Genomic DNA, 24,058 nt, shown 5'->3' with positions numbered 1-24,058 from the left:
GTCAGTTCTTCGGCCCGGTAAAACCGGCAATCGTCGAGCCGGTCACTGACACCGGATCGCTGGCCGGAAACGTATCTTCCAGCCCTTCGTCCAACTGACGCTCCAACTCGGCCCGATCGCCAGCCCGGCGGGCGCTCGGATGCGTTAGCAGACTGTCCGGCTCGATGCCGCACTCCGTGCACGCTATCCCCAGGGCCTCACCCAGTTTGATCGCGGCACGACGTATGACGTCGTCGCGTGCCAGTTCCGACTCCGTTTCGTTTTCAACCTTCACGGTGATTTTCTCTTCGCCTTCGGTGACGAATTCGACCAGATAAAGCTTGAAACCGCCGAGCGAACTGATGCGGGTTTCAACAATGCCCATCACTTGACCTCCGCGTTTACCTACACGGAGAACGGCGACCAGCCGCAATGGTTCCGCTCTATCGGGACGACGGGAACAAAAATACCAAACAGATATGAAATAGTCGCAAAAGCTCGCGTCCTTTTCGGATGGACATCAACGAACTATACAAAATGCAGACCAAAGCCCTGCATCAGCCTGCGAATAGCGTAATCGGGCCGGAGCGAAGTGAAGATGGCGAGATCATCGTGGTGATGCAGTTCGCCATCGCTCTTCCGCTGTGGCAGCAACGAGACCGTACGGCGCGCAATCGCCTCAGCCGGATCGAGCCAATCGACCGGCCATGGCGCCAAACGACGAAACACATTGGCAAGAAACGGATAATGCGTGCAGGCGAGGACGACGATATCCGTGCGCCTGCCGTCCTTCTCTACGAAACAGGGAGCAATCTGCTCCACGACCAGCGCTTCGTCGATCTCTTCGCCGCGAATATGCGCTTCGGCAATTGCCGCCAATTGCTCCGCTCCGACGAGCCGGACATGGCATTGCGTCGCAAAAGACTGGATCAGGTCCCGCGTATAGGCGCGCCTGACAGTACCGGGCGTCGCCAGCACCGCAACAAGGCCCGACGATGTGCGTTCCGCGGCGGGTTTAATTGCCGGTACAGTGCCGACAAACGGGACGGATGGGTAAGCCCGGCGTAGATCGTCCAGCACCAGTGTCGAAGCCGTATTGCAGGCGATGATGGCTATCTCCGGATCATGCATGGCGATAAACTCGCCAAATAGCGTGACAATACGCGTCCTCAGCGCGTCCTCTTCCCATCCACCATAGGGGAAACCGGCATCGTCAGCGATATAGACGAAGCGACGATCCGGCATTAGCACCCGCGCCTCACGCAGCACCGTCAGTCCGCCGATGCCGCTATCAAAAACGAGGATCGGTCGCTCCTTGCCCGCGGTGCCGGACATAAGTGCTGCGGGAGCATCTTTCATTCAGCTTTGTCCTCCGATGCGGGCTTGCGCGCACGCCCCTCCGGCGCACCGGAACCGCGCGGTTTTTTCGGCGTAAAAACATCGAGCGAGGTCACGACCCCGCGCAAAAGCTTCAGTTCGGCCGAAGCAAATCCGGCACGCGTCAGCACAGCGCGCAGATTGTTGACCATGACTTCCTTGCGCGCCGCAGGACGGAAATAACCTCTTATATCAAGAGCTTCTTCCAGATGATTGAACAGTCCCTGCAACTCCTGCTTCGGCGCTGTTTCCAGTTCCGGCCCACGGAAAACCGTCTCGGTTTCAACCTCCATACCCGACTTCATCCACTCATAGGACATGAGCAGCACCGCCTGTGCGATGTTAAGCGAAGCGAATGCCGGATTGACCGGAAATGTTACCAGTTCGTCAGCAAGCCCCACCTCCTCGTTGCTGAGGCCAAACCGCTCGCGGCCAAACAGAATGCCGGTCTTTTCACCGGCGCGAAAACGCCTGCGTAACTCGCTATTCGCTTCCACAGGGCTGCGCACCTGTTTGAAGCCGTCACGCTCGCGTGCTGTGGTCGCATAGACGAAATTGAGATCGGCAATCGCGGACGGCAGATCGTCATAAACAACGGCATTGTCGATGATATGATCGGCCTTGCTGGCAGCAGCCCTTGCCTTATCGCTCGGAAATTCCTCACGCGGATTGACCAGACGCAGTTCGGCCAAGCCAAAATTCGCCATGGCGCGCGCCACCATGCCGATATTCTCCGGCAATTGTGGATTAACCAGCACGATTGCCGGGCCTTCCGCGATGATGGGGCGCTGTTTGTCGGTTCCTGCCATGATGTCTTCCGCATTAGCTATAAAATCGTGGCGTTTCCCTGACATAATTGGTGCGAAATCGCAAAGATTCCCCTTACGTCCGCCAGCAAAAGCCTGTGTAGTAGCCCGATAACACCTCTTTGCCGTCCATCCATGCCAGACTGTGCCCATAACCGTTTCGGATTTCAGGGAGGAAACCATGTCCGGCAAGAAAATACTCATGCTTTGCGGCGACTTCGGCGAGGACTACGAAACCATGGTCCCGTTCCAGACCTTGCTTACCGTCGGCCATACGGTGCACGCCGTCTGCCCCGGAAAAAAGGCCGGGGACCAGATAGCAACCGCCATTCACGACTTCGAGGGTCATCAGACTTACAGTGAGAAGCCGGGCCATAATTTCACTCTCAACGCCACCTTTTCCGAAGTGAAGCCGGAAAGCTACGATGCCCTTGTCATTCCCGGCGGGCGGGCGCCGGAATATCTGCGCCTCGATGACAAGGTGATTGCCGTGGTGAAACATTTCTTCGAGGCCGACAAACCCGTGGCCGCCGTCTGCCATGGCGCACAATTGCTGGCCGCAGCCCGCGTTCTCGAAGGGCGCACCTGTTCTGCCTATCCCGCATGTAGGCCGGAAGTCGAACTTGCAGGCGGCAAATATGCCGACATTCCGGTCGATCAGGCTGTGACTGACGGCAATCTCGTCACTTCACCTGCATGGCCCGCACACCCCGCCTGGCTGTCGCAGTTCCTCACCGTCCTCGGCACGAAAATCACGCATGGCTGATCGCCGCGCCCTGCCAGCGACCACCAGGTTGCAGGCAGGGCAAAACTGCGCGAAACTGGTGCGGGAAGACGAGCGGGAGAATGATCATGTGCAGGCTGTTCATCAGCGCCGATGCTGAACTCTGGCAGAGCGTGACACGCTCGCTGCGCATCGATGGCGCGGTAACCAGCGTGCGGCTCGAAAATTTCTTCTGGTGGACCCTTGAGGACATTGCCACGCGGGATGGCCTCACCGTCAGCCGTCTCATCGGAAAGCTCTACGACGAATCCCGCAACGAAGGGCACGATCTCGACAATTTCGCTTCCTTCCTGCGGGTCTGTTGCGGTCGTTATCTCTCGCTGCAACTGAACGGCCTCGTCCCCAGCGACAAATCGACCGCAATCTCGTCTCTCGACGCGGAGAGCATCCTCAGCCGCGAACAGGAAAACTATCGCCGGCAACGCACCTCATGGAAAAAATCCGCAGACCGAACGGATACGTCCCATCGCGCCGCGTAGACTCTTCCCGAAATTTTGACTCTCATTTTGGTCTATGGCCAAAGAATAAGCCTCTTACGCTTTGCCTTATCTCCTGTGGGTGCTATACGGGCGCGACGCATACAAAAAGAGGCTTCATCCATGGCAAAAATCAAGGTTGCGAATCCGGTCGTCGAACTCGATGGCGACGAGATGACCCGCATTATCTGGCAGTTCATCAAGGACAAGCTTATCCACCCATATCTCGACATTGATCTGAAATATTATGATCTGTCGGTTGAAAACCGCGATGCGACCGAGGACCAGGTCACCATCGATGCAGCCAATGCCATCAAGGAACATGGCGTCGGCGTGAAATGCGCAACCATCACGCCCGACGAAGCTCGCGTTGAAGAATTCAAGCTGAAGAAGATGTGGAAGTCGCCAAACGGCACCATCCGCAATATCCTCGGCGGCGTTATCTTCCGCGAACCGATCATCGCCAAGAACGTTCCGCGCCTCGTGCCGGGCTGGACGCAGCCGATCATCGTCGGCCGTCATGCTTTCGGCGACCAGTATCGCGCAACCGACTTCCGCTTCCCCGGCAAGGGTACGCTGACGATCAAGTTCGTTGGCGAAAATGGCGAAACCATCGAACACGAAGTCTATCAGGCTCCGGGCGCCGGTGTGGCCATGGCCATGTACAATCTCGATGAATCGATCCGTGAGTTCGCGCGCGCTTCGCTCAATTACGGACTCCAGCGCGGCTATCCGGTTTACCTGTCGACCAAGAACACCATTCTCAAGGCCTATGACGGCCGCTTCAAGGACATTTTCCAGGAAGTCTTCGACGCCGAGTTTGCCGAGAAGTTCAAAGAAGCCAAGATCTGGTACGAACACCGCCTGATCGACGACATGGTCGCTTCGGCTCTCAAGTGGTCTGGCGGTTACGTCTGGGCCTGCAAGAACTATGACGGCGACGTGCAGTCGGACATCGTGGCGCAGGGTTTTGGCTCGCTCGGCCTGATGACTTCGGTTCTGATGACGCCGGACGGCAAGACGGTGGAAGCAGAAGCAGCCCACGGCACCGTGACCCGTCATTATCGCCAGCACCAGAAGGGCGAGGAGACCTCGACCAACTCGATCGCTTCCATCTTCGCATGGACCCGTGGTCTCGCACATCGTGCCAAGCTCGATGACAATGCCGAACTGAAGAAGTTCGCCGAGACGCTGGAAAAAGTCTGCGTGGACACCGTCGAAAGCGGCTTCATGACCAAGGATCTGGCACTGCTCATCGGTCCGGATCAGCCTTGGCTTTCGACCACCGGCTTCCTCGACAAGATCGACGAGAATCTTCAGAAGGCCATGGCTGCCTGATCGAACGGTTGACGTTCATCTTCGACTACAGAAAACCCGGCTTTTCGGCCGGGTTTTTTCATTTCTTTTTCATACGAAAAAGCGCATCCTGACTGCTCGCACAGGGAGGAAGAAATGGCTGAGTTGAAGCTCTACACCAACCCGATGTCGCGTGGACGCATTGCGCGCTGGATGCTGGAAGAGATCGGCAAACCCTACGATGTAGAAATAGTGGATTTCGGTCCCCCGATGAAAGGGCCGGACTATTGCATGATCAATCCCATGGGCAAGGTTCCGGCCTTGCGCCACGGCGATGCAGTGGTAACGGAGGTGGCCGCGATCTGCGCCTATCTGGCAACAACCTTCCCCGAAGCAGGCCTCGCCCCTCACCCGGACGAGCGCGCAGACTTCTTCCGCTGGCTGTTTTTCACGTCCGGCCCGGTGGAGGCGGCTCTTTCCAACCATGCACTTGGCTTCGAAATCCCCACGGACAAACAGGGCATGGTCGGCTACGGCAATTACGATACGGTTGTAGACACACTGGAAAAGGCGGTTGCACGCCACCCTTATATCACCGGTGATCGCTTTACTGCCGCCGATGTTTATGTGGGTTCGCATATTGGCTGGGGCCTGCGCTTCGGAACCTTGCCTGCCAGAAGCCCTTTCACGGCCTATTGGGATCGACTCAAGGATCGGCCCGCAATGAAGCGTGCCAGCGAGCTGGATGAAGCGGCCGCTACGCAGCATTAAGATCCAAACTCAATCAGGATTTGGAGTAATACGAAAGGCGCTCTAACCTATTGAATTTATGCATAGACCTTCCGCGAAAATCGCTTCTGGTTTTCGGGTGAATTCTGGAGCATTTCCAGCAAAAGTGCGAAGCGGCTTTGCGTCGGATAATGCGATAAAAACAAAAACTTAAAGCGTGTCGCCTGAGTATGATTGAATGCGACACGCTTTAGGTCGTAGTCAACGGACCCGTCAATTCGAATGCTCTTGCAAAGGCCTGAGAACCGACAGGCGAAAAGGCTATGACACGCCCTTCTTCCCGTCGTGCCCAGCCTTTTGAAATGAAGTTTCTTAAAAGCGCCGCTCCGAGTGCTCCGCCCAGATGATTGCGGCGTTCGCTCCAGTCGAGACAGTGACGGCAGACCGGGCGCTTGCCCTGCTCCAGAGCGGCTACATCCACGCCAAGGCAATTGAAAAACGACTTACCCTTTTCTGTCAGCTCCGGCTCATGGCCATCGACAATCAGACCGAGTCTATGCGAGGCATTGAGCATCTCGACCCCGCGTTCTCCTGCAAGATGGTCGTAGCAGATGCGTGCCTTACGCAGCGCCTGATCCTTCGGCCCCGTGCGTACCCGCACCGCGCCCGTGCGCTGCGCCAGCCCCATAAGGCTCTCCAGGACCTGCGCCACATCCGTCCCTGAAAGACGGAAATAGCGGTGCCGCCCCTGTTTTTCCGCTACGAGCAGATTGGCCGCGTCGAGCTTTGCCAGATGACCGCTGGCGGTCTGCAGCGTCACGCCTGCGGCGGCAGCCAGTTCGCTCACCGTCAAGGCGCGACCATCCATCAACGCGGTCAGCATGTTCGCGCGCGCGGGATCGCCGAGAAGCGCTGCAACGGAAGCTATCATCGGACCGTCTTTCATACTTCAATGTTAACCGAAGCATGCCCGAGTTTCAATCGCTACATTGTGCCCATCGGATATGAGCATTGAAGGAGACACGCATGATTACCTGTTTCATCCGTTATCAGATCGACCCGTTCAAGACGGAAGCCTTCGGCGAATATGCACGCAACTGGGGACAGGCCATCCCGCGTTGCGGCGCAAACCTCATCGGCTATTTTGGACCTCACGAAGGGTCGTCCACCACCGCCTACGGTGTTTATTCGATAGAAAGCCTTGCCGCTTACGAAGCATATCGCGCTCGGCTGGCCGCCGATCCGCTTGGCCGCGCCAATTACGAATTCGCGCGTAAGGAACAGTTTATCCGCTCGGAGGACAGGATATTCCTTCGGCTGCAATCCGCACCGCATACGGAGTTCGTCAAACCATGATTACCGTCATCTTCGAAGTCTGGCCCGCAGACGATGAAAGACGCGGGCAATATCTCGACATCGCCGCAAGCCTGCGGGAAGACCTTTCCCGGATTGACGGCTTCCTTTCGATAGAGCGCTTCCAGAGCCTTGCCGATCCGAGCAAGCTGCTTTCGCTCTCCTTCTGGCGCGACGAGGATGCTGTACGCAAATGGCGTAACCTGCCGTCTCACCGTATCGCGCAGGAAAAAGGTCGCAGCGGCGTTTTCGAAAACTACCGTTTGCGTGTCGCGGATGTCATACGCGACTATGGGCTGGATGACCGTGACGATGCGCCCGAAGACAGTCGTGCGGCACATGAAACATAAAAAAACCGGGCAAAGCCCGGTTTTCAAATTCGTAAAAAAAGCTCAGACAATCAATGCCTTGACGGCAGTGATCGCATCGGTGGCCTTCCCGCCGTCGGGACCGCCAGCCTGGGCCATATCGGGACGGCCACCGCCGCCGGCGCCGCCAAGAGCGGCCGAAGCGGCCCGGACCAGATCCACCGCATTGAAACGGCCGACCAGATCGTCGGTCACTGCGGCAACGGCGCTCGCCTTGTCGTCCTCACCAACACCGATGAACAGCACGACGCCGGAGCCGACCTGCTTCTTGCCTTCATCGGCAAGCGGCTTGAGATCGCGTGGAGAAACGCCGGTCACGACCTTGCCGAGAAAATTGACCCCATTGACGGCTTCAACCGCACTGCCGCCATCCGGCGAACTGCCTCCAAGCGCCAGCTTCTTGCGAGCATCCGACAATTCGCGTTCAAGCTTCTTGCGCTCGTCAAGCAGGGCATTCACGCGTTCGAGCGCCTCTGCAGGTGTGGTTTTCAGCGCACCTGCAATTGCCTTCAGGCGTTCGTCCTGTTCTTCCAGATAGAGGCGGGCAGCTTCCCCGGTGAGCGCTTCCATGCGGCGGACACCGGCAGCGACTGCGCCTTCCGAAACGATGCGCACCAGGCCGATATCGCCGGTCTGGCGAACATGGGTGCCGCCGCAAAGCTCGACCGAATAAGCCTTTCCGGCCTTTTCGCCGTGCCTGGCCGTTCCCATGGAAACGACGCGCACCTCATCGCCATATTTTTCGCCGAACAGAGCCATGGCCCCCTCAGCAATGGCATCATCCACAGCCATCAAGCGGGTGCTGACGGGCGCATTCTGCAAGATGATCTCATTGGCGAGATTCTCGACCTGCGTCAGTTCCTCGACCGAAATCGGCTTTGGATGCGAGAAATCGAAACGCAAGCGATCCGGCGCCACGAGCGAGCCTTTCTGCGCGACATGCGTGCCAAGCGTCTCGCGCAGTGCTTCATGCAGAAGGTGCGTTGCCGAATGGTTGGAACGAATGCGGGTACGACGATCGGAATCGACCTTCAACTCAACCGTATCGCCCGTCTTGGCGGTGCCTTTGGTAACTTCGCCAGTATGAACGAAAACACCCTCGCCCTTCTTTTGCGTATCCTTGACGGTAACGACAAAGCCTTCACCGGCAATCGTGCCCGTATCGCCTTGCTGACCGCCGGATTCTCCATAGAATGGGGTCTGGTTGACGACTACCGAAACCGCATCGCCTTCGACAACCGACTGCACTTCGGCGCCGTCGCGAACGAGCGCGGTGATAACGCCTTCAGCACTTTCGGTCTCATAGCCCAAAAATTCCGTCGCGCCGACCTTATCCTTGATGCCGAACCAGATCGTCTCCGTAGCCGCCTCGCCGGAGCCGGCCCAATTGGCGCGTGCTTCCGCCTTCTGGCGCTCCATGGCGGCGTTGAAACCTTCCGTATCGACGGCAATGCCGCGCTGGCGTAGCGCATCCTGCGTCAGGTCAAGCGGGAAGCCGTAGGTATCGTAAAGCTTGAAAGCCGTTTCGCCGTCGAGGCGATCACCTTCCACAAGCTTTTCGGACGCATCGGACAACAGGCCGAGCCCACGATCCAGTGTCTTGCGGAAACGGGTTTCCTCAAGCTTCAAGGTTTCGGAAATCAGCGCCTCGGCGCGGATCAGTTCGGGATAGGCCTGCCCCATCTCACGGATGAGCGCAGGCAACAGGCGCCACATCAGCGGTTCTTTTGCACCGAGCAATTGAGCGTGGCGCATCGCGCGGCGCATGATGCGGCGCAGCACATAGCCGCGACCTTCGTTCGACGGCAGAACGCCATCGGCAATCAGGAAGCTTGATGCGCGCAGGTGATCGGCAATGACGCGATGGCTCGCACGGAAATCCCCCTCAGCCTTGATGCCGGTCGCTTCTTCCGAAGCGCGGATCAAAGCCTTGAAAAGATCGATATCGTAATTGTCATGCACACCCTGCAGGACCGCGGCCACGCGTTCCAGCCCCATGCCTGTGTCGATGGACGGGTGCGGCAGGTCGATGCGCTGTTCGGACGTTACCTGTTCGAACTGCATGAAGACGAGATTCCAGATCTCGATGAAGCGATCGCCATCTTCGTCAGCCGATCCGGGGGGGCCGCCCCAGATGTGGTCACCGTGATCGTAGAAGATTTCCGAGCAAGGACCACAAGGCCCGGTATCGCCCATGGCCCAGAAATTGTCGCTGGTGGCGATGCGGATGATACGGTCGTCCGGGAGGCCGGCAATCTTCTTCCAGAAATTCGCAGCGTCGTCGTCCGTATGATAGACAGTGACGAGCAGCTTGTCCTTGGGGAGACCGAACTCCTTGGTGATCAGGTTCCAGGCGAAGCTGATCGCCTCTTCCTTGAAATAGTTGCCGAACGAGAAATTGCCGAGCATTTCAAAGAATGTATGATGACGGGCGGTATAGCCGACATTGTCCAGATCGTTGTGCTTGCCACCCGCGCGCACGCATTTCTGCGAGGTCGTGGCACGATTGTAGGAACGGTGCTCAAGTCCTGTGAAAACATTCTTGAATTGCACCATCCCCGCATTGGTGAACATGAGGGTCGGATCGTTGCGCGGAACGAGCGGGCTCGACGGAACGACCTCATGCCCGTTCTTGCGAAAATAGTCGAGGAATGTGGACCTAATCTCGTTGACGCCAGCCATAATTCACCCTTGGGCTTTTCCTGCCCTGCATGGATGCGACCTTGAGGAAGCCGCATCGATTGTCTCTTCACACCTTTCAGGTCGCCAACAAACGTCGAAGGCCCGAGGCTTGGCCCCTCTCCCGTACTGTTAGAACGTGAAGTGGAGTTTTCGGTTGACCGCTTTTAACGATGCCTCGCTTTTCTGTCCAGATAAGCAGCCTGCGCTATAAAAGCAATTTCTGCCTGACAGGCGAAAAAATCGCCTCCGATGCAATATGCCGTCCCGAAAAACAAAGCCCCGCGCAAAGCACGGGGCTCCGGTCAATTACCGATCAAGCGATCCTACATCTCGGCGGCATCACTCTCCGGACCACCATCGTCCAGCAATTGCTCGGCAATCAGACCGGCATTCTGGCGAAGCGTCGTCTCGATCTCGCGAGCGACTTCCGGATTGTCCCTGAGATATGTCTTGGCATTTTCGCGCCCCTGCCCCAGTCTCTGGGAATTGTAGGAGAACCACGCACCCGATTTTTCGACAACCCCGGCCTTCACGCCCAGATCGATCAACTCACCGGTCTTGGAAACGCCCGCACCATACATGATGTCGAACTCGACCTGCTTGAAAGGCGGAGCAAGCTTGTTCTTGACGACCTTCACGCGTGTCTGATTACCGACGACCTCGTCGCGTTCCTTGATCGAACCGATACGGCGAATATCGAGACGAACCGAAGCGTAGAACTTGAGGGCATTACCACCCGTGGTGGTTTCCGGCGAACCGAACATCACACCGATCTTCATGCGAATCTGGTTGATGAAGATCACCATGCAGTTTGAGCGGGAAATGGAAGCGGTGAGCTTGCGCAGCGCCTGGCTCATCAGGCGAGCCTGCAGACCCGGCAGGGAATCGCCCATTTCACCCTCGATTTCGGCACGCGGCGTCAGCGCGGCAACCGAGTCCACGACGAGGACGTCGATGGCGCCCGACCGTACAAGCGTATCGGTGATTTCAAGTGCCTGCTCGCCTGTATCGGGCTGCGAGATTAGCAGATTTTCCAGATCGACACCGAGCTTGCGTGCATAGACCGGATCGAGCGCATGTTCCGCATCGACGAACGCGCAGATACCACCCTTCTTCTGCGCTTCCGCAATCGTGTGCAGCGCGAGCGTCGTCTTGCCCGAGCTTTCCGGTCCGTAAATTTCGACGATACGCCCCTTGGGCAAGCCGCCGACACCCAGCGCGATGTCCAAAGAAAGTGAGCCGGTCGGAACGGTTTCAATCTCGACAACCGGGGCATTCTTCCCCAGGCGCATGATCGAGCCTTTGCCGAACGCCCTTTCGATCTGCGACAACGCCGCATCGAGAGCCTTAGTCTTGTCCACTGAATTTTCCTCAACAAGTCGCAATGAATTCTGAGACATCTTACACCATCCTCTTGTCTCGCTAGAAGCCCGGCAGGCTCGTTGCCACGATCTATTTGTATCCCTTTTGTTCTTATTTGGCAATGACGCTAACATATTGATTAAACACGATTTCGCAATTTTGTTCTATTAACGTTCTCTAACATCAGCGATTACGAAAATAAATGAACCGTCCACAAACCGACGCGATTCAGGCAAGACGGGACGGAAGACGATTCGCGAATATAACGAAAAACGCAGCCCTTCTTTCGAAGGGCTGCGTCTTGTAAAATATCCGTCTGGAGAAGTGCGAAATCAGCTTGCGGCGCGCAGCGGTGAAATCTGAATTTCCACGCGACGGTTCTGCGCCCGGCCTTCCGGGGTCCCATTCGTTGCCACCGGCTGGCTTGCACCGTAGCCGATAATGGCGAAGCGGCGCGGATCGATACCCTGTGAGCCGAGATAGCTTGCAACCGAAGAGGCGCGGCGCTGCGACAGGCCCTGATTGTAGCTGGCGCTGCCGGTCGAATCGGTATGGCCATAAACGTCCACAAGCGTCTGGTTGAACTTGCGCAGAACGATAGCGACCGAATTGAGGGTCGGATAGAACTGGCTCTTCACCTGATCCTGATCGGTGTCGAAAGTAATGCTCGACGGCATGTTCAGGATGATCTGGTCGCCGTTGCGGGTAACCGATACGCCTGTGCCCTGCAACTGCGCGCGAAGTTCGTTTTCCTGACGGTCCATGTAATTGCCGATTGCACCGCCGCCAAGGGCGCCGATGCCCGCGCCGATGAGTACGGCATTGCGCTGCGCGCGGCTCGAACCGCCAACCATCAGGCCGCCGAGAGCGCCCACGGCCGCGCCGATCGCAGCACCGCCTGCGGTGTTCGACACCTTCTGTTCGCCCGTATAAGGGTCTGTGGTGCAGCCTGCCAGAAATGAAGCGGCGAAAAGGGCAATACCGATTTTCTTCAGCATGGAATGGTGATCCTCAATTAGCGATTCGGCTCGCATGATAATAGCGATTAAGGCCGGATGGTGTCCCCGGATAAGAGCACGAACCGGCCTTTTTCGATTTTTAACTGATGTGTCCGCAACTACGCAACTGCGTGGCATAGCGATTGGCCATTGCCTGGGCGCGTTTCGCCCCGTTGAGCGCCGTCCTGTTGCCGCGCCAGGCACCGCGTGCATAACCGCCATGGCCGGAATAATAGGCGAGATACAAACTATAGGCATCGGCGCGATTGATGCCGTTCTTCAGATAGCTTTGATAATGATACCAGCCGATGAAGTGGATCGCGTCGGCAAAACTCGATCGCGATGCGGTCCAGCGTCCGGTCTCGCGCTTGTAGCGGTCCCATGTCCCGTTCAAAGCCTGCGAATATCCATACGCGCTCGAAGGCCGCTTCCATGGAATGATCCAGAGAATCTTTGTACGCGGCGGGCGCGCATAGGGACGGAAGCCGGACTCTGTGTAGATCGTGGCCATCAGAACGGGAACCGGCACGCCGAATTCGCGCGAAACGCGCGTTGCCGCCGTCTCCCAATTGTTAAACCAGCCGTCGCGTTGATCGAAGACCGCGCATACATTGTTGACCTGCCGCGGGGCGGTCGCACAGCCTCCAAGGATCACGAGCGCGACGAGAAACAAAACGCGCATCATGGAAAACCTCGTCTCTTTGCAAAAATTGATAAAGCGTAAATATTAAGAAGACCTTTCTAACCATTGCCCACCCGCTCACGCCCCATCAAACGCGTGTGATGAGCCGAAAGCAAAAGCCGCTTGCGGTGAAGCAAGCGGCTGAACTGTGGATAACTGTGGGGAAAACTCAGCGTCGCCCCTGACGCTCCTGCCGCAAACGCGCCCAGTAATCGAGCCGTTTGCGGATTTCCCGTTCAAAACCGCGTTCTGGCGGATCGTAGAATGTCTGTCGGCCCATGCTCTCAGGAAAATAGTCCTGCCCGGAAAACGCATCGGGCTGGTCGTGGTCGTAGGCGTAACCTTCGCTATACCCCTCATTCTTCATGAGCTTGGTCGGCGCATTGAGAATATGCTTCGGCGGCAGAAGCGAACCGTTTTCCCTGGCCGCGCGCATCGAGGCTTTATAGGCCACATAGACAGCGTTCGACTTCGGGGCCGTCGCAAGGTAAACACAGGCCTGTGCCAACGCCAGTTCGCCTTCCGGTGAACCGAGATAGTCATAGGCATCCTTGGCAGCATTACAGACAACCAGTGCCTGCGGATCGGCAAGGCCGATATCTTCCACCGCCATGCGCACAAGCCGCCGCCCGAGATAGAGCGGATCTTCTCCGGCATCGAACATTCGCGAAAGATAATAGAGCGCCGCATCGGGGTCCGATCCCCGTACCGACTTATGCAGAGCCGAAATCAGATTGTAATGCCCGTCCTGCCCCTTGTCATAGACAGGCGCGCGACGCTGCACGACGTCCTGTAGCTTTTCCGCCGTGAACACTTCATCGGCGCGAGCGGCACGCCAGACCTCCTCGGCCAGTGTCAGGGCGGCGCGCCCATCCCCATCGGCCATGCGAACAAGGCTTGCCCTCGCCTCGTCGTCCAGCGGGAGTGGGCAGTCTTCCTGCTCCTCGGCGCGTCTCAGCAGCGTTGCGATGCTGTCCGCGTCGTGCGGATGAAATGTCAGGACGCGTGCCCGCGACAGGAGAGCGGCATTGAGTTCGAAAGAAGGATTTTCCGTTGTGGCGCCAATCAGGATAACCGTTCCATCTTCCATGACCGGCAGGAACGAATCCTGCTGGGCACGGTTGAAGCGGTGAATCTCGTCCACGAAAAGCAGTGTCTGTCTCCCCGACATGCGCCTTGCACGGGCTGCTTCAAACACTTTCTTGAGATCGGCGACACCTGAAAAGATTGCTGAAATCTGCTCGAAGGCGAGATCGGTTTCGCCGGCCAGTAACCGCGCCACGGTCGTCTTGCCGGTGCCGGGAGGTCCCCAGAAGATCATGGAACCGAGCGAGCCGGATGCAATCATGCGCGTCAGCACGCCTTCAGGGCCGGTCAGATGTTCCTGGCCGGTCACGTCAGACAGTTGCTTCGGGCGCAGGCGGTCAGCAAGAGGCCGGTTCCGATCCGCATTCGGGTCTGCCGCTGCTGAAAAGAGGTCGCTCATTATATTTGCTCTATCGATGACGGGAATGCCGCTTCAGGCATAGTCCGGCCCGAAGCGTCATGCAACTTCTGGCGATGTCATGCGCCTGATTTTAACGCACGAACTGGCGAAGCAACGCCCCGTTGCGTTCCACTTCCAGCCTCCACGCAAGACCGCGACCGTCGTTTAGAACCGCTTTCATATCCTCGACAGTTCGGATGGAATTGCCGTTGATGCTGCGAACGATATCGCCGGGACGCAGTCCAAGCCGGGCAGCAGGCGAACCGGAATAGACGTCGACGACCGCAACACCTTGCATGTCACGTTTCAGGCGCAGCTTGGTCGCCGCCGAAGGCGTGAGTTCCAGCACGGCCGCACCGGCGAAGGGATTGTCGCCTTCTATGACCTCCGGCTCGACCTGCTTGACTGCTGGAGCCTTGGCAAGCTTGACCGGCAGGGTCACGCTCTTGCCGTTTCGCATGACCTCGACCGAAATCGTGTTCCCGATACCGGCCGTCGAAAGACGGTAACCGAGGACATCCTGATTATCGACCCGAACGCCCTGCACGGACAGAACGACATCGCCGACCTTCAGCCCTGCCGTTTCTGCTGGCCCGCCTTTTACAACTGCCGTAATCAGCGCTCCATAGGGTTTGTTCATGCCAAGGCCTTCGGCCAGATCGGCGGTCACGCCCTGGAAGGTCGCGCCTATATAGGGACGCTCGAAACTCGTGCTACCTTTCCGGGCCGACTCGACAACCGCGCGGACCATATTGGACGGAATGGCAAAGCCGATGCCAACCGAACCGCCCGAACGGGAATAGATCGCCGTGTTGATACCGATGAGCCTTCCGCGCATGTCGATCAGCGCGCCGCCGGAATTGCCCGGATTGATGGCTGCATCGGTCTGGATGAAGAAATCGAAATCGGAAATGCCGACCTGCGTCCGCGACTGCGCCGAAACAATGCCACTGGTAACCGTCTGGCCGACGCCGAACGGATTGCCAACGGCCAGCACCAGATCTCCGACCTCTACCTCGTCGGAATTGCCGAGAGCCAGCACCGGAAACCTGTCCTTGGCTTCGATTTTCAGAACTGCAAGATCCGTGGTTTCATCACGCAGGAGCAACTTGCTTTCAAACTCGCGTCCATCGGACAATGCAACCTTGATTTCATCGGCATCCTTGATGACGTGATTGTTCGTCACGACGATACCCGAACCATCCACGATGACGCCGGATCCGAGCGACTGCTGAAGACGCGGCTTGCTTTCCCGGAGCTGTCGTCCGAAGAATTGTTCGAAGAACGGGTCGCCGGAAAATGGCGAACGATCCTGCACCTGGCGCGCCGCATAGACGTTCACGACGGCGGGCGTCGTCTCCTTGACGAGCGGCGCGAAGGAAAGCTGCATATCGGCCCGGCTGAGTGGTATCTGCTTGCCCGCCGCTGCCGGGCTATCCTGCGCGGTTGCCTGCGGTACGGCCAGCCCGATGGATGCCAGCAAAAGACCCAATACGCCTATATGTCGCCAATTCATGCATAAACTCCGCGCTTGAAAAGCCTTGCTCGTGAGTGCCTGCCAGCAAAACCGCGAGCCTTGTTGTCATATGTAATCGAGACAAGCCAAGCATAAAGGGCCGTTTTGTGATCCAAAGCGGAAAGTTGGCGCAATTCTTTGCGAGGAGTGAAAACAAAAAGGGCCGCACGAGGCGACCCTTCTCAAACCGTATGAGGCGCAGATTACGCTGCGTCTGCCTCGGCAGCCTGTTCGGCTTCGACGCGGGCGCGATCGGCCTTGCCCTTGGCATCGACATCGCGTTCCACGAATTCGACAACAGCCAGAGGCGCGTTGTCGCCGGCGCGGAAGCCAGCCTTCATGATGCGGATGTAGCCGCCATTGCGGGTCGCATAGCGAGCAGCCAGGGTGTCAAACAGCTTGGCGACGAGCTTGACGTCGCGGATAGCCGAGATAGCCTGGCGGCGGGCATGAAGATCACCGCGCTTGCCGAGCGTGACAAGCTTTTCGACGATCGGACGAATTTCCTTGGCTTTCGGAAGCGTCGTCACAATCTGCTCGTGTTCGATCAGCGAAGCAGCCATGTTGGCGAACATCGCCTTGCGATGCGAAGCAGTGCGGTTCAGCTTACGGTATCCGTTACCGTGGCGCATGAGCCTTCTCCTTAATTAGTTCCAGCCGGGATATTACCGGTCTCATTTCGTTTTACGCATTATCCGACGCGAAACCGCTGTGCGCTTTCGGCTCGAAAATGCCTAGTATTGGTCTTCGTAGCGCTTTGCGAGATCTTCGATGTTTTCCGGCGGCCAGGACGGGATTTCCATACCGAGATGGAGACCCATCGATGCCAGAACTTCCTTGATCTCGTTGAGCGACTTGCGGCCGAAATTCGGAGTCCGCAGCATCTCGGCTTCCGTCTTCTGGATCAGATCGCCGATATAGACGATGTTGTCGTTTTTCAGGCAGTTTGCCGAACGTACCGACAATTCGAGCTCGTCCACCTTCTTCAGGAGAGCCGGGTTGAAAGCCAGTTCCGCAACCTGTTCCTGCGGCACTTCCTTCTGCGGTTCTTCGAAGTTGACGAAAATCGCCAGCTGGTCCTGGAGAATACGAGCGGCATAAGCCACTGCATCTTCACCGCTGACCGAGCCATTGGTCTCGATATTGAGCGTCAGCTTGTCGTAGTCGAGAACCTGACCTTCACGGGTGTTCTCGATCTTGTACGACACCTTGCGCACCGGGGAATAGAGGCTGTCGACCGGAATGAGACCGATCGGAGCATCTTCCGCACGGTTGCGGTCGGCAGGCACATAGCCCTTGCCGGTGTTGACGGTGAATTCCATGCGGATTTCAGCGCCTTCGTCCAGCGTGCAGATGACGTGATCCGGGTTGAGGATCTCGACATCGCCAACGGTCTGAATATCGCCTGCCGTCACGGCGCCGGGGCCTTCCTTGCGGACGACCATGCGCTTCGGGCCTTCGCCTTCCATACGGATGGCGATTTCCTTGACGTTCAGAACGATATCCGTCACGTCTTCGCGGACGCCCGGAATGGACGAGAATTCATGCAGAACGCCATCGATCTGTACGGCGGTCACGGCGGCGCCGCGCAGCGACGACAGAAGCACGCGACGCAGTGCATTGCCGAGCGTCAGACCGAAACCGCGTTCCAGCGGTTCGGCAACGACGGTTGCGTGCGTACGGGAGCCGTTGGTGATGAATTCCACCTTGTTCGGCTTGATCAGTTCCTGCCAGTTCTTCTGGATCATGTTGGTATCCCTCTATCAATCGTCGCTACTATCCTATCGTAGCGATCAAGTGAAGAAACCGCAGAGGAACCCCGGACCTCGTTCGATCGGGGTTCGTACGGCATGTGAACGAGGATTAGACCCGGCGCTTCTTGCGCGGACGGCAACCGTTGTGCGGGATCGGCGTAACATCGCGGATCGACGTGATCACAAAGCCGGCAGCCTGAAGGGCGCGCAGCGCGGATTCACGGCCAGAACCCGGTCCGCAAACCTCGACTTCGAGGGAGCGCATGCCATGTTCCTGCGCCTTCTTGGCGCAATCTTCGGCAGCGATCTGTGCGGCAAACGGGGTCGACTTACGCGAACCCTTGAAACCCTGAGCACCGGCAGACGACCAGGCAATCGCATTGCCCTGAGCATCCGTGATGGTGATCATGGTGTTGTTGAACGTCGAATTTACGTGGGCAACGCCCGACGAGATGTTTTTACGCTCGCGACGGCGAACGCGCGTGGCTTCCTTGGCCATGGTTAGTCCTTTCAATCGATCTCTACACCGCCGTAATTCCAGCGGCTACACCGGTCCTCACGAAAGGACCAGCATCAAACCTCCCCGGCGCACCGGAAAAGCCCAACGGAACGAACGTTCCGTTGAAATTACTTCTTCTTGCCTGCGATTGCCTTCGCCGGACCCTTGCGGGTGCGTGCGTTGGTGTGCGTGCGCTGGCCGCGAACCGGCAGCGAACGACGATGACGCAGACCGCGGTAGCAGCCCAGATCCATCAAACGCTTGATGTTCATCGATACTTCACGACGCAGATCACCTTCGACCTGGTAGTCGGCATCGATTGCTTCACGAATCTGAAGCACTTCAGCGTCGGTGAGCTGGTTGACGCGACGTTCGTCGGCAATGCCAACCTTCGTCACGATCTCACGAGCAAATTTCGGTCCGATCCCGTGGATGTACTGAAGCGCGATGATAACACGCTTGTTCGTCGGGATGTTGACGCCAGCGATACGTGCCACGTCTGTTCTCCTTGAGTTATAATAAAATCCATCTGGCAGATGCGATCAACCAGACAGCATTAAACGACCGGTACCGGCCTCTTTCGATTTCCGCCGATACCCGCCATTCAAAACCAGTTGAAGTGGCGCAGTCTTTGACGGAATCGTTCGAAAAAGTCAACTCTTAAACATCCGTAAAGCCATCAAACCGGCTTCGCAGATACTCAGAGAGACTTCTGGAACTGTTAAACGGGCAGAAAACGCTTCACGCTTCCCTGCCCGCGATGTGATGAGACTTCCCTGAAGCCTCGCCCGGATATCATGCCGACCATTCAGGCCGGAACGAGAATTCGCTCGATTTCGGCGGTAACCTCTTCAACAGGCGCCATGCCGTTGATAACGCGAAGCTCGCCAGTACCGGCATAATAGCTGGAAAGGGGAGCCGTCTTTTCGCGATATTCGACAAGACGCTTGCGGAAAGCTTCCGGATTATCGTCAGAACGAACCTGGCCGCCCTTGGCGATCGTATCCGCCACGCGGCTTTCCATCCGCTTGACCAAAGCATTCTCATCGACCTTCAGTTCGATGACCGCATCGAGCTTGAGGCCCTTCCCCGCCAGCATCTCACCCAGAGCCTGGGCTTGCGGAACCGTACGGGGATAACCGTCGAGAATAAAACCGTTTGCGCAATCCGGGGCGTCGATCCGCTCGGACACGATCTGGTTCACGATCTCGTCGGAAACAAGCTGCCCGGCATCCATAACCGCCTTGGCGCGCTTTCCGATCTCGCTTTGCTGGGCGACTGCCGCACGCAGCATGTCGCCGGTCGAAAGCTGAGGTATTCCATGCTTCTTGGTAAGAAGTCCAGCCTGCGTCCCCTTACCTGCTCCGGGCGGCCCAAGAAGTATCAGTCTCATCTATTACGTTTCCCACCTCTGAGTTTGGACTTCTTGATCAGCCCTTCATATTGATGAGCGATCAAATGCCCCTGAATCTGCGCAACCGTATCGAGCGTCACGCTCACCACGATCAGCAGCGAGGTACCGCCAAGATAGAACGGCACGCCGGTCGCGGAAATCAGGAATTCCGGCAGGAGACAGACAAGCACAATATAGATGGCGCCGACAACGGTGATGCGCGTCAGCACATAGTCTATATATTCGGCAGTACGCTCACCCGGACGAATGCCGGGGATGAAGCCGGAATGCTTCTTGAGCTGGTCAGCCGTGTCCTTGGGATTGAACACGATGGCCGTGTAAAAGAAGCAGAAGAATGCCATCAGACCAGCATAGAACAGCATGTAAAGCGGCTGACCATGGCCGAGTGCATTGAGAACGGTCGTAGCCCATGCGGGCATTTCCGTCGTATTGGCGAAACCCGCCACCGTCGCCGGCAGCAGCAGCAGCGACGAAGCGAAGATGGGCGGAATGACACCTGCGGTATTGAGCTTGAGCGGCAGATGCGACGTATCGCCCTGGAACATGCGATTGCCGACCTGACGCTTCGGATACTGGATCAGAAGGCGGCGCTGCGCGCGCTCGACGAAAACGATGACCGCGACGAGCGCAACGGCGAGAATGATCACACCGAGAATAAGACCGGTCGAAAGCGCACCGGTACGCCCCAGTTCCAGCGTGCCGGAAATGGCGTGCGGAAGGTTCGCGACAATACCCGAGAAAATGATCAGCGAAATGCCGTTGCCGATACCGCGCGCGGTAATCTGCTCACCCAGCCACATCAGGAACATCGTACCGCCGACGAGCGTGATGACTGACGAGACGATGAAGAACGGTCCCGGATTGGTAACAATGCCGCTACCGGATTGCAGGCCGACAGAAATCGCGTAGGCCTGAACGAGCGCCAGAAGCACCGTGCCGTAACGCGTATACTGATTGATGATCTTGCGACCCGCCTCGCCTTCCTTTTTCAGCGCTTCAAGCGACGGCACGACCGACGTCATGAGCTGCACGATAATGGAAGCGGAGATATAGGGCATGATGCCGAGCGCAAAAATGGCCATACGGCCGACCGCGCCACCGGCGAACATGTTGAAGAGTCCGAGCACACCCTGGCTATGCTGCTGGAAAGCCTGCGCAAGCGCGTCAGGATTGATGCCGGGAAGCGGAATATAGGTGCCGAACCGGTACACGAGCAAAGCGCCCAGTGTGAACCAGATGCGCTTCTTGAGTTCTTCTGCCTTCGAGAAAGCCGAAAAATTGAGATTGGAAACTAGCTGTTCAGCAGCCGATGCCATTAAATTTCTCCGGTGAAAAGTCTCCGGTCCTCCGCCCCCTCTGACGCAATCCTTACCGGTCGTGCCTCGAGACTGAAAAGACCCTACCCAGATATGCGCATTGGCATAAATGTGCAAGCGGCGGCACTAAGGCCGCCGCTTTTTATTTTTGTATCGAAGCCTTATTCAGCAGCGGCTTCGGGAAGCTTTACGCTGCCGCCAGCCTTTTCGATCTTCTCGACCGCAGCCTTGGAAGCACCGGCCACATCGAAAGCGACCTTTGCCTTCAATTCGCCGTCCGAAAGGATGCGAACGCCGTCCTTGGCACGGCGAATCACGCCGGCAGCCTTCAGCGATTCGAGGTTCACAACAGCCTTGGCATCGAGCTTGCCTGCATCGATAGCAGCCTGAACACGGCCGAGCGATACAACGTTGAAGCTCTTTGCGAAGATGTTGGTGAAGCCACGCTTCGGCAGACGGCGGTAGATTGGCATCTGGCCGCCTTCGAAACCGTTGATCGAAACGCCCGAACGGGACTTCTGGCCCTTGACGCCGCGACCACCGGTCTTGCCGGTGCCCGAACCGATACCACGGCCAACGCGCTTGCGTGCCTTGACCGAACCTGGCTTGTCACGCAGATCGTTGAGTTTCATGTCTCTATCTCCCTGCGTTATCAGGCCTCGTCCACGATGCGGACGAGATGCTGAACCTTGGCGATCATGCCGCGCACGGACGGAGTATCCTCCAGCGTACGACGACGGTGCATTTTATTAAGACCCAGACCGATCAGCGTTGCACGCTGCTCGGCCGGACGACGGATGGGGCTTCCGATCTGCTCGACCGTAACCGTCTTGCCCTTCTTCTCAGCCATCACTCAAATCCTTGTCTATGGCGTATCCGGCAGTTTTGAACCCCGGACGAACACAAACTATCGGCTATTCTTCCGAACCGACCACATCATGGCGACGAGCCTGAAGGGTCGAGTACTTGATGCCGCGCTGTGCTGCGATGTCCTTCGGATGCATCTGATGCTTCAGAGCATCGAACGTCGCACGAACCATGTTGTAGGGGTTCGACGAACCGAGCGACTTGGCGACAACGTCCTGAACGCCGAGCGTTTCGAACACTGCACGCATCGGGCCACCGGCAATGATACCCTTACCGGCAGGGGCTGCGCGGAGCAGAACCTTGCCAGCGCCGTGGCGGCCTTCAACGTCGTGGTGCAAAGTGCGACCCGAACGCAGCGGAACGAAGATCATGTCACGCTTGGCAGCTTCGGTCGCCTTGCGGATGGCTTCCGGCACTTCACGTGCCTTGCCATGACCGAAACCAACGCGGCCCTTCTGGTCGCCAACGACGACGAGAGCAGCAAAACCGAAGCGACGGCCACCCTTGACGACCTTGGCAACGCGGTTGATGTGAACGAGCTTGTCAACGAATTCGCTGTCGCGCTCATCGCGACCGCGATCATCGCGGTTACGTTCTCTCTGTGCCATATCCTGATTTCCTTTTTCTTTTCCGGAAGCACAAAATGCTGATTAGAAGCTGAGGCCGCCTTCGCGGGCAGCTTCGGCGAGAGCCTTCACACGACCGTGGAAAATGAACGCACCACGATCGAACACCACGTCCTTGATGCCGGCCTTGACGGCACGCTCTGCAACCAGCTTGCCGACAGCAGCGGCTGCTGCGGAATCGGCGCCAGTCTTGAGCTTGCCCTTCAGGTCGACGTCCAGCGTCGAGGCGGCGGCGACTGTAACGCCGCGCACATCGTCGATAACCTGGGCGTAGATGTTCTTGGAAGAACGGTGAACGCTGAGACGCGGACGGCCATTTGCGACAGCCTTGACCGAACGGCGTACACGAGCAGCGCGACGCTGCAAAGTTTCTTTTGGCGATGCCATGACGCGCTTCCCTTACTTCTTCTTGCCTTCTTTGCGGACGATCTTCTCGCCAGCATACTTGACGCCCTTGCCCTTGTAAGGCTCGGGGCCGCGATATTCGCGGATCTCAGCCGCGACCTGACCGACCTGCTGCTTGTCGATACCCGTAACGACGATTTCCGTCGGCTTCGGGACAGCAACAGTGATGCCGGCAGGCACGTCATAAACCACTTCATGGCTGAAGCCGAGCGAAAGCTGCAGGTTCTTGCCCTGCATGGCAGCGCGGTAACCGACGCCGCTGATTTCGAGCTTCTTCTCGAAGCCGTCCTTCACGCCAACAAAAATGTTGGAGATCATCGTGCGGGACATGCCCCACTTGGAACGAGCTTCCTTCGACTGGTCGCGCGGATCGACGCGAACGGCGCCATCTTCCATCTTGACCAGAACTTCATCGTGCACGACGAAGGAGAGTTCCCCCTTCGCGCCCTTGGCCTTGACGATCTGCCCATCAACACTGGCGGTCACGCCTGCCGGGACCGGCACGGGTTTTTTACCGATACGAGACATTTTGATACCTGTCTTTTATCTGTTCGCTGTCAACCGCATCAGAAGATGCGGCAGAGCAGCTCACCACCAACGTTTTGTTCACGGGCTTCATGATCCGCCATCACACCCTTCGGCGTGGAGAGGATCGAGATGCCAAGGCCGTTTGCGACCTGCGGGATCGACTTGACCGACACGTAAACGCGACGACCAGGCTTCGACACGCGGGTGATCTCGCGGATAACCGGAACACCTTCATAGTACTTCAGCTCGATTTCGATCTCGGCCTTGCCGTTTTCGAATTCGCTCTGCGTGTATCCGCGGATGTAGCCTTCAGCCTGAAGGACATCGAGAACGCGGGCGCGCAACTTGGAAGCCGGGGTCGAAACCTTGGTCTTCTTGCGGCCAACCGCGTTGCGGATACGGGTCAGCATATCGCCGAGAGGATCTGACACAGACATATGCTACTCCTTACCAGCTCGACTTGACGACGCCCGGAATCTGACCGAGCGAACCCAACTGACGCAGCGCAATACGCGACATCTTCAGTTTACGGTAATAACCACGCGGACGGCCCGACACTTCGCAACGATTGCGAATACGAACCTTCGATGAATTGCGCGGCAGTTCGGCAAGCCGGATGGTGGCGCGGAAGCGCTCCTCCAGCGGAAGGCCCTGATCCATGACGATCGCCTTCAGGCGTGCACGCTTTTCAGCATGACGCTTAACCAACTTTTCGCGGCGCTTGTTTTTTTCGACTGCGCTAGTCTTGGCCATAT

General features: G+C 57.6%; 29 protein-coding genes. 6 read left to right on the top strand and 23 right to left on the bottom strand.

Features of this window, described 5'->3' with window-relative positions:
- Position 1: 1 nt before the first annotated feature.
- The 3 genes from FHS76_RS08020 to FHS76_RS08010 form a co-directional block, all read right to left on the bottom strand.
- Positions 2-364 carry a hypothetical protein gene (locus tag FHS76_RS08020; RefSeq protein WP_183650482.1) on the bottom strand — a complete coding sequence of 121 codons (363 nt, stop codon included), beginning with the start codon at positions 362-364 and terminating at the stop codon, positions 2-4.
- A 143-nt stretch (positions 365-507) separates the two neighbouring features.
- Complete coding sequence (murI, locus tag FHS76_RS08015; RefSeq protein ID WP_183650480.1) at positions 508-1,338, bottom strand: glutamate racemase; 831 nt, start codon at positions 1,336-1,338, stop codon at positions 508-510.
- Positions 1,335-2,165 carry an RNA methyltransferase gene (locus tag FHS76_RS08010; protein ID WP_183650477.1) on the bottom strand — a complete coding sequence of 277 codons (831 nt, stop codon included), beginning with the start codon at positions 2,163-2,165 and terminating at the stop codon, positions 1,335-1,337. The genes murI and FHS76_RS08010 overlap by 4 nt, the downstream gene beginning before the upstream one ends.
- A 178-nt stretch (positions 2,166-2,343) precedes the next feature.
- Here FHS76_RS08010 and FHS76_RS08005 point away from each other — a divergent pair, with 178 nt between their 5' ends.
- From FHS76_RS08005 to FHS76_RS07990, 4 genes are all read left to right on the top strand, one after another.
- Entirely contained in the window at positions 2,344-2,928 is a 585-nt protein-coding gene (locus FHS76_RS08005) for a DJ-1/PfpI family protein (RefSeq protein WP_183650474.1), read from the top strand.
- 86 nt (positions 2,929-3,014) lie between these two features.
- Positions 3,015-3,425 carry a ribbon-helix-helix domain-containing protein gene (locus FHS76_RS08000; protein WP_183650471.1) on the top strand — a complete coding sequence of 137 codons (411 nt, stop codon included), beginning with the start codon at positions 3,015-3,017 and terminating at the stop codon, positions 3,423-3,425.
- A gap of 120 nt (positions 3,426-3,545) precedes the next feature.
- On the top strand, positions 3,546-4,760 hold the full coding sequence (locus tag FHS76_RS07995) for an NADP-dependent isocitrate dehydrogenase (protein ID WP_183650468.1): 1,215 nt from the start codon (positions 3,546-3,548) through the stop codon (positions 4,758-4,760).
- 114 nt (positions 4,761-4,874) lie between these two features.
- Entirely contained in the window at positions 4,875-5,489 is a 615-nt protein-coding gene (locus tag FHS76_RS07990; RefSeq protein WP_183650465.1) for a glutathione S-transferase family protein, read from the top strand.
- 208 nt (positions 5,490-5,697) lie between these two features.
- On the opposite strand, the gene FHS76_RS07985 is transcribed toward FHS76_RS07990, so the two are convergent.
- Positions 5,698-6,393, bottom strand: a complete 696-nt coding sequence (locus FHS76_RS07985) for an ArsR/SmtB family transcription factor (protein WP_183650462.1) — start codon at positions 6,391-6,393, stop codon at positions 5,698-5,700.
- Between the two features lie 80 nt (positions 6,394-6,473).
- On the opposite strand from FHS76_RS07985, the gene FHS76_RS07980 reads away from it, so the two are divergent.
- Positions 6,474-6,803, top strand: coding sequence for an NIPSNAP family protein (locus tag FHS76_RS07980; protein WP_183650458.1), 330 nt, complete (start codon positions 6,474-6,476; stop codon positions 6,801-6,803).
- Positions 6,800-7,150: an antibiotic biosynthesis monooxygenase family protein gene (locus FHS76_RS07975; protein WP_183650455.1), complete on the top strand. Its 351-nt coding sequence runs from the start codon at positions 6,800-6,802 to the stop codon at positions 7,148-7,150. Before FHS76_RS07980 ends, FHS76_RS07975 begins: the two co-directional genes overlap by 4 nt.
- A gap of 42 nt (positions 7,151-7,192) precedes the next feature.
- Here the strand turns inward: FHS76_RS07975 and alaS are convergent, their stop codons facing one another.
- The 19 genes from alaS to rpsN form a co-directional block, all read right to left on the bottom strand.
- Positions 7,193-9,850 (bottom strand): alanine--tRNA ligase, encoded by a 2,658-nt coding sequence (gene alaS, locus FHS76_RS07970; protein ID WP_183650452.1) that lies wholly within the window; start codon positions 9,848-9,850, stop codon positions 7,193-7,195.
- 323 nt (positions 9,851-10,173) lie between these two features.
- Positions 10,174-11,250: a recombinase RecA gene (gene recA, locus FHS76_RS07965; RefSeq protein WP_183650450.1), complete on the bottom strand. Its 1,077-nt coding sequence runs from the start codon at positions 11,248-11,250 to the stop codon at positions 10,174-10,176.
- A gap of 294 nt (positions 11,251-11,544) precedes the next feature.
- Positions 11,545-12,210, bottom strand: a complete 666-nt coding sequence (locus FHS76_RS07960) for an OmpA family protein (protein ID WP_183650448.1) — start codon at positions 12,208-12,210, stop codon at positions 11,545-11,547.
- A 100-nt stretch (positions 12,211-12,310) separates the two neighbouring features.
- Positions 12,311-12,895, bottom strand: coding sequence for a transglycosylase SLT domain-containing protein (locus tag FHS76_RS07955; protein WP_183650446.1), 585 nt, complete (start codon positions 12,893-12,895; stop codon positions 12,311-12,313).
- A 166-nt stretch (positions 12,896-13,061) separates the two neighbouring features.
- Positions 13,062-14,378, bottom strand: coding sequence for a replication-associated recombination protein A (locus FHS76_RS07950; RefSeq protein ID WP_183650444.1), 1,317 nt, complete (start codon positions 14,376-14,378; stop codon positions 13,062-13,064).
- A gap of 91 nt (positions 14,379-14,469) precedes the next feature.
- Positions 14,470-15,894, bottom strand: coding sequence for a DegQ family serine endoprotease (locus tag FHS76_RS07945; RefSeq protein WP_183650442.1), 1,425 nt, complete (start codon positions 15,892-15,894; stop codon positions 14,470-14,472).
- 203 nt (positions 15,895-16,097) lie between these two features.
- Complete coding sequence (rplQ, locus tag FHS76_RS07940; protein WP_006467000.1) at positions 16,098-16,526, bottom strand: 50S ribosomal protein L17; 429 nt, start codon at positions 16,524-16,526, stop codon at positions 16,098-16,100.
- A 102-nt stretch (positions 16,527-16,628) separates the two neighbouring features.
- Positions 16,629-17,642 (bottom strand): DNA-directed RNA polymerase subunit alpha, encoded by a 1,014-nt coding sequence (locus FHS76_RS07935; protein ID WP_183650440.1) that lies wholly within the window; start codon positions 17,640-17,642, stop codon positions 16,629-16,631.
- 115 nt (positions 17,643-17,757) lie between these two features.
- The gene (gene rpsK / locus FHS76_RS07930) at positions 17,758-18,147 is read right to left on the bottom strand and encodes a 30S ribosomal protein S11 (protein ID WP_002964339.1); all 390 of its coding nucleotides are present in this window, start codon (positions 18,145-18,147) and stop codon (positions 17,758-17,760) included.
- A 128-nt stretch (positions 18,148-18,275) separates the two neighbouring features.
- On the bottom strand, positions 18,276-18,644 hold the full coding sequence (gene rpsM, locus FHS76_RS07925) for a 30S ribosomal protein S13 (protein WP_183650438.1): 369 nt from the start codon (positions 18,642-18,644) through the stop codon (positions 18,276-18,278).
- Positions 18,645-18,955: 311 nt separating this feature from the next.
- Positions 18,956-19,540, bottom strand: coding sequence for an adenylate kinase (locus tag FHS76_RS07920; protein ID WP_183650435.1), 585 nt, complete (start codon positions 19,538-19,540; stop codon positions 18,956-18,958).
- Positions 19,537-20,877, bottom strand: a complete 1,341-nt coding sequence (gene secY, locus FHS76_RS07915) for a preprotein translocase subunit SecY (RefSeq protein ID WP_183650432.1) — start codon at positions 20,875-20,877, stop codon at positions 19,537-19,539. The genes FHS76_RS07920 and secY overlap by 4 nt, the downstream gene beginning before the upstream one ends.
- Positions 20,878-21,038: 161 nt before the next feature.
- Positions 21,039-21,509 carry a 50S ribosomal protein L15 gene (rplO, locus tag FHS76_RS07910; protein WP_183650429.1) on the bottom strand — a complete coding sequence of 157 codons (471 nt, stop codon included), beginning with the start codon at positions 21,507-21,509 and terminating at the stop codon, positions 21,039-21,041.
- A gap of 20 nt (positions 21,510-21,529) precedes the next feature.
- Positions 21,530-21,727 carry a 50S ribosomal protein L30 gene (gene rpmD / locus FHS76_RS07905; RefSeq protein ID WP_078340784.1) on the bottom strand — a complete coding sequence of 66 codons (198 nt, stop codon included), beginning with the start codon at positions 21,725-21,727 and terminating at the stop codon, positions 21,530-21,532.
- Positions 21,728-21,791: 64 nt separating this feature from the next.
- Positions 21,792-22,352, bottom strand: a complete 561-nt coding sequence (rpsE, locus tag FHS76_RS07900) for a 30S ribosomal protein S5 (RefSeq protein ID WP_183650425.1) — start codon at positions 22,350-22,352, stop codon at positions 21,792-21,794.
- Between the two features lie 42 nt (positions 22,353-22,394).
- Positions 22,395-22,757 (bottom strand): 50S ribosomal protein L18, encoded by a 363-nt coding sequence (gene rplR / locus FHS76_RS07895; RefSeq protein ID WP_183650422.1) that lies wholly within the window; start codon positions 22,755-22,757, stop codon positions 22,395-22,397.
- Positions 22,758-22,769: 12 nt separating this feature from the next.
- Positions 22,770-23,303 carry a 50S ribosomal protein L6 gene (rplF, locus tag FHS76_RS07890; RefSeq protein ID WP_183650419.1) on the bottom strand — a complete coding sequence of 178 codons (534 nt, stop codon included), beginning with the start codon at positions 23,301-23,303 and terminating at the stop codon, positions 22,770-22,772.
- Between the two features lie 38 nt (positions 23,304-23,341).
- Positions 23,342-23,740: a 30S ribosomal protein S8 gene (gene rpsH, locus FHS76_RS07885; RefSeq protein WP_004683921.1), complete on the bottom strand. Its 399-nt coding sequence runs from the start codon at positions 23,738-23,740 to the stop codon at positions 23,342-23,344.
- A 10-nt stretch (positions 23,741-23,750) separates the two neighbouring features.
- Positions 23,751-24,056 (bottom strand): 30S ribosomal protein S14, encoded by a 306-nt coding sequence (rpsN, locus tag FHS76_RS07880; protein WP_109369221.1) that lies wholly within the window; start codon positions 24,054-24,056, stop codon positions 23,751-23,753.
- Positions 24,057-24,058 lie beyond the last annotated feature (2 nt).

Origin of the sequence: Brucella daejeonensis (assembly GCF_014199265.1) — a bacterium.
GTDB lineage: Bacteria > Pseudomonadota > Alphaproteobacteria > Rhizobiales > Rhizobiaceae > Brucella > Brucella daejeonensis.
The sequence above is the reverse complement of the archived record's forward strand: the minus strand, read 5'-3'. Positions and strand labels throughout refer to the sequence as shown.